The organism is Microcystis sp. M44BS1 (assembly GCF_020244875.1).
GTDB classification, from domain to species: Bacteria; Cyanobacteriota; Cyanobacteriia; order Cyanobacteriales; family Microcystaceae; genus Microcystis; species Microcystis panniformis.
Genome location: NZ_JADBVM010000280.1, coordinates 1 through 5,706, shown reverse-complemented (window position 1 = coordinate 5,706; position 5,706 = coordinate 1). Strand labels below are relative to the sequence as shown.

Annotated in this window: 5 protein-coding genes; 2 read left to right on the top strand and 3 right to left on the bottom strand. The window is 44.0% G+C overall.

Annotated elements, in window-relative coordinates:
- Positions 1 to 141 precede the first annotated feature (141 nt).
- Together IM515_RS21260 and IM515_RS21255 are read right to left on the bottom strand one after the other, a co-directional pair.
- Entirely contained in the window at positions 142 to 432 is a 291-nt protein-coding gene (locus IM515_RS21260; RefSeq protein ID WP_287629886.1) for a hypothetical protein, read from the bottom strand.
- A 244-nt stretch (positions 433 to 676) separates the two neighbouring features.
- Positions 677 to 1,108 (bottom strand): hypothetical protein, encoded by a 432-nt coding sequence (locus tag IM515_RS21255; protein WP_287629885.1) that lies wholly within the window; start codon positions 1,106 to 1,108, stop codon positions 677 to 679.
- Between the two features lie 422 nt (positions 1,109 to 1,530).
- Between IM515_RS21255 and IM515_RS21250 the strand changes: the two genes are divergently transcribed.
- On the top strand, positions 1,531 to 2,829 hold the full coding sequence (locus IM515_RS21250; RefSeq protein WP_287629887.1) for a homoserine dehydrogenase: 1,299 nt from the start codon (positions 1,531 to 1,533) through the stop codon (positions 2,827 to 2,829).
- Positions 2,830 to 2,848: 19 nt separating this feature from the next.
- Entirely contained in the window at positions 2,849 to 3,757 is a 909-nt protein-coding gene (locus IM515_RS21245) for a LysM peptidoglycan-binding domain-containing M23 family metallopeptidase (protein ID WP_287629884.1), read from the top strand.
- Positions 3,758 to 3,899: 142 nt separating this feature from the next.
- Here the strand turns inward: IM515_RS21245 and eno are convergent, their stop codons facing one another.
- Positions 3,900 to 5,198 carry a phosphopyruvate hydratase gene (gene eno / locus IM515_RS21240; RefSeq protein ID WP_425589512.1) on the bottom strand — a complete coding sequence of 433 codons (1,299 nt, stop codon included), beginning with the start codon at positions 5,196 to 5,198 and terminating at the stop codon, positions 3,900 to 3,902.
- Positions 5,199 to 5,706: the final 508 nt, after the last annotated feature.

Below are 5,706 nucleotides of genomic sequence, written 5' to 3'. Positions count from 1 at the left end.
TTGTCCTTTGATGTAATCCTTCAACCGATAGCGGCTAATTTGCATTAGCTCTTCTATATTTTTTGGGAACATTTGATGTAGCTGGAGCCAATGATAGAGATGTTGACCCACATAAAAACTGCTGTGTCTGCGTTGACCTTTTTATCTTTTTTCAGGTCTTGTGACATATTTTTGGATTCCCATATCCTTAATTTTTTTACCTTGTAGTGTGGCACTTGTATAGGCGATAGCTATAACAATTATCAGCTTTGATAAGTATTTCGGTGCTAATTGAGAACCTTCTAAGCTATAGCCTCCCGACTTAAAATCTCGAAACATCTCCTCAATATCAAATCTTTTTTGATCGGCAATTATTGCCGTCTCTAAATCCAAAAAATTTGTCAGAATATACCAAGGTTCTTTTGTTTGAAAACCCCCAGAGGTTTTTTCCACTTACTAGCTAAGTTAAACTGTCCAAATCCCTGCTCTTTTGTCAGATTGACATCCTTCAAAAATAGTTGAGTTCCTGGACTTAAACCTAACTCTCTCATTTCTTGATAAATTCCTTCTTTTGTCTTCTGTACTTTTTTTTGTCTTAAACAAAAGTATAAACTCGGCTTCTGAAGACACTTTCCAAGACTGACCGAGCAAAATTCTCTATCTCCTAACACCACTATTTTATGACCTGATAGCACCGTCAATATTTTCCCCAATACTCGCTGCTGTTCTTTGAGATTACTACTTCCTTTTTTTCCAATATCTCCCAATAGATTGGTATGGCTCTCTTGTCATAAATTAGACTCACCATCAAGATATTAATTGCTCCCCAACTCGTCCGGTCTATGGCAATATATACTAATCCTTTTATTGTGAACCTCTCCTGCTGTTTTAACATCTCTTTTAGGCAGGGAACCCAGATTTTTTCAATGTTCAGGATTTCCAGCTTTAAAAATCTTTTGAGTTTTTTTCTCCGACTCTCAAACAGGATTGGTATTGGTAGTGATTCTGCTAATATCTCTAACTTGGCTTGCTTTAGTATTTGCCAGGTTCCAACTATCATTAACAACAGTAGATATCTGGCTCGCCCCAGTTCATTCTCTAAGACTTTCTGGTATAGTTCACTTATCATTTTCGTTATTTAGGTCATATATGGTAAATATGACTGATCTTTTTTGGGAGTCTGTATCTGTATTCCATGCTACATAAGCTTTTCAGTTTGCTTGTCCCCCTGTCAGCGATTGATTTGTTCAAAAATATCAACTAGATAGGGAATTATTGTAATCATAAATTAGAGTTATGATCAAAAATTTTACTGACATTGCCGAATATCTATATCGGTCAATAAAATCAATAACAATTACAGGATAAGCGTTTAAACTTGATCGAGATTTGCTTGATTTAAATACAAAAATACTGAATATTTATCATCATCAGTCCCTGAACGCCAGCAAAAGAAAACCCCACAGACAAAGACCCTGTAATGATAAAATCGACAATGGCGACGGCTTGGCCATTAGTATTTTTTGCGTCGGACTAGCAGGAGATAAAAGCGTGACCTTTAAGATTGGTTTACTCGGTTTCGGGGTTGTGGGGACGGGAACAGCGAAAATCCTCCTCGATCCTTTTGGTCGTCATCCCGTACTCAAAGAGATTACCATTGGACGAGTGGGAGTTAGATCCCTAGATAAACCCAGAGAAATTGAGCTTTCTCCCCAGCTGTTGACCAATGACCTAGAATCGATCGTTACTGACCCCGAAATTGATATTATTGTCGAATTATTGGGGGGTTTGGAACCGGCACGCTCTTTAATTCTCCAAGCAATCGCATCGGGAAAGCACGTTGTTACGGCAAATAAGGCGGTTATCGCCCGTTTTGGTGATGAAATCTACGCCAAGGCTAACGAAAAGGGGGTTTATGTCCTCCTAGAAGCGGCCGTGGGTGGTGGCATTCCCGTCATTAAACCCTTAAAACAATCCCTCGGAGCTAATCGCATCAGCAGCATCATGGGAATTGTCAACGGCACAACTAACTATATTCTCACCGAAATGAGCCAAAAAGGGGCAGATTTTAGCGAAGTTCTGGCCAAAGCTCAGGAATTAGGCTATGCGGAAGCGGATCCCACTGCGGACGTGGATGGATTCGACGCAGCCGATAAAATTGCTATTTTAGCCTCTCTGGGTTTTGGAGGTCGGGTAAAACGGGAAGATGTTTACTGTGAAGGTATCCGGCAAGTTAGCGCCGTCGATATCGCCTACGCTGATAGACTGGGATTTGTGATTAAATTATTAGCGATCGCGAAAGATACGGTTAAGGTGGATTCCGATACCCTAGAGTTGCGGGTTCATCCAACCCTAGTACCGAAAACCCATCCCCTCGCTAATGCTAACGGAGTCTATAACGCTATTCTGGTCGAGGGGGAACCCTTGGGACAAGTGATGTTTTACGGACCGGGTGCCGGTAGCGGACCGACGGCCAGCGCGGTAGTATCGGATGTGATGAATATCGTCGGAATTTTAAAAAGTAGTGGCAAAACCAAGGAACTTGACCCGCTTTTAAGCTGTATTCACCAGCATTATTGTCAAATCGCCCCGATGGAGTCGTTATCGACCCGTTTTTATGCTCGTTTTCTCTGTCGCGATGTGCCGGGGGTAATCGGTCATTTAGGTATGGCTTTCGGCAACCATGGAGTTAGTCTAGAATCCGTGGTACAAATTGGGATTAGGGGTGATTTAGCCGAAATTGTCGTTGTCACCCACGATGTACGCGAGGGCAATTTCCGCAACGCTTTAGCAGCCATAGAGTCTTTAGAAGCTATTGACAGTATTCCTAGTATTCTCCGGGTTTTGTAATTATAGAGATCGCTTTTTTATGGTCATGGGTCGGAGAATCAGAAGTGAGAAAAGTTGGCTAAGTTTGACTAGCACAATTTTGTTTTTTTGTCTAGGTTTTTTGGGCTTAAATCAAAAATTAATTTTTGCCCAAGGGTCTGATCCTGTTTGTCCCCTGCCGATTTTATCAAGGTTACAACGCCATAAAATCCAAGCGGGAGAAACGATCGCCTCCATCGCCGAAAAATACGCTCTTATCCCGGCAACGATAATTAAACTCAATCCGACTATTCTCAAAAATGGTTTGGCCCCCGTCGGGAAAGAAATCTTTATTCCCCCGATGAACGGCATTCGCATCGAAGCACCCAAGGGTTCCACTTGGCGCGATTTAGAAGCGGCCTATGGTATTCGTGCGGATATACTCTTTGAGCTTAACGGTTGTGGTCGCCGGCCGACAATAGTTTTTATCCCCGGCACCAATTGGTCCGCCGCCGGCAAGCGATCGGACTATACTGGATTAAGTTCTTATCCCTTACCCTTTGCCAGCACTGTCGGATTAGCCTACGGTTGGCAAAAAAGCCCCACGGAACAGAAAAATCTCTTTCATAGTGGTATTGATCTTCTCGCCCCAATTGGTACGCCTGTTCTGTCCGCCGAGGACGGTCTAGTGATTTATGTGGGTCAGGAAGGGGCCTATGGTAATTTGGTAGTAATTAATCATTTAGGTCGCCGGCAGACCCGTTATGCCCATTTAAGCCGGGTTACAGTGAGAATTGACCAACGGGTACGAGCAGGAGACGTTATCGGCGCGGTTGGCACCACCGGACAACCGGATATTATTCCCCCCCATCTTCATTTTGAGGTGCGCTTAGATACTCCCGTCGGTTGGACAGCGCAGGATCCCGCTTTGCATTTGCCCTCACGGGGGGACAGAGAGCCTGAAAAGTAGAGAGGGGATGGGGTGTAGAGGTTGGGTAAAATTTTTTGACTTACCCTGAGAGGCTAAAAAGTCAACCCAAATAACCGATTTGCTATCAAGGAGGGATCGAGAAAGCGGCTTTTGTTGCCCTTCACTATCCCTTCAACCCTGATTATTGGCGGAAATTCTGCCAACCAGCATAACGAGCGGCTGCACCTAATTCTGCCTCGATGCGGAGTAACTGATTATATTTGGCCAGACGTTCACCACGACAGGGAGCGCCAGTTTTTAATTGAGCTGCCGAGGTTGCAACGGAGAGATCTGCGATAAAATCATCGGGAGTTTCCCCAGAACGATGGCTAATATAGACAGTATAACCGCCAGAACGAGCGATTTTAATCGCTTCTAGGGTTTCCGTGACGCTGCCGATTTGATTGACTTTAATTAAAGAGGCATTGGCAACACCTCGATCAATCGCTTCCTGAATAATTTTCGGATTGGTACAGAAAATATCGTCTCCTACCAGTTGAATGCGATCGCCTAATCGTTTGGTCAATTCTTGCCAACCCTGCCAATCTTTTTCACCTAAACCATCTTCGAGGGAAACGATTGGGTATTGATTCAGCCAACTTTCCCACATATCGATCATTTCCTCGGAAGATTTCCGACTTTGATCGGATTTGAAAAATTCGTAGTAACCGCCATCACGCCAAAGTTCGCTAGTGGCAGGATCCAGAGCGATGGCAAAATCTTCTCCCGGTTTGTAACCGGCTTTTTCAATTCCAGCCAAAATTAACTCTACCGCCTCCACGTTAGCCTTTAAACTAGGGGCAAAACCGCCCTCATCACCGACACCAGTATAGTAACCTTTTTGTTTTAAAATCGATTTGAGAACGTGGTAGACTTCCGCTCCCATGCGTAAAGCTTCCGTAAAACTGGGCGCACCGACGGGAACTAATTTATACTCCTGAAAATCAACGGTGTTATCGGCATGAACACCGCCGTTAAGGATATTAAAACAGGGAGTTGGCAAGAGATTCGCTTCCTCACCGCCCAAATAACGATATAGAGGCATATTTTCAGAAGCAGCCGCTGCCCGAGCCACTGCCATAGACACTCCCAAAATAGCATTGGCTCCCAAATTTTTCTTATTGGCTGTACCATCGAGTTCTAACATGGTTTGATCGATCGCTGTTTGTTGGCTGGCTTCGGCTCCTTGCAGGGCATTGGCGATCGCTCCCTTGACGTGGGCTACTGCTTTTAACACTCCTTTGCCACCGTAGCGTTTATCATCACCATCTCGCAACTCCCAAGCTTCATTGATCCCCGTAGATGCCCCCGAAGGCACGGCGGCTCTGCCTTTGCTACCATCATCTAAGATTACATCCACTTCCACTGTGGGATTACCGCGGGAGTCAAGAATTTCTCTGGCAGTAATCGAGGCAATTTTAGCCATGTTTTTATTCCTTATCTAGGTGGTTTCATCTCAATTATTATACCTAGACCTTTAGAGGTCGATTGATTATTGTTATTTACTACACCTCAAATTACTGACTCTTGGCTTGATAAGCTAAGACGCATTTAAACCGCTTATTCTTAGATTAGCCGAACCTTCCCCAATCCCTTTACTGTTGCCTTTTGCCGTTCGGACCTCGGCGTGAGACTTCGGCGTGAGACTTCGGCGTGAGACTTCGGCGTGAGCTTTTGTCGAACGCTCAGTTCGCTGGTTCGCTGGTTACAAGGTTCTACCTTGTAACCAAATATTTAGGCTCTGCCTAATTTAAATATATTAGGTTCTTCGTTACTTGGTATGGTTCGATAGGGGGGCATAAATCGACTAAATCCTTATCTGGCAAGAGACTTAATTGATTAGTTCGCTCTAGATAAAAAACAATTGACAAAAATCGCTAAATGCCTTTCTATATAAGGGTTCCATCCCTTATAACCCCCGTCCATTGCATAACACAAACCAAAGAGCC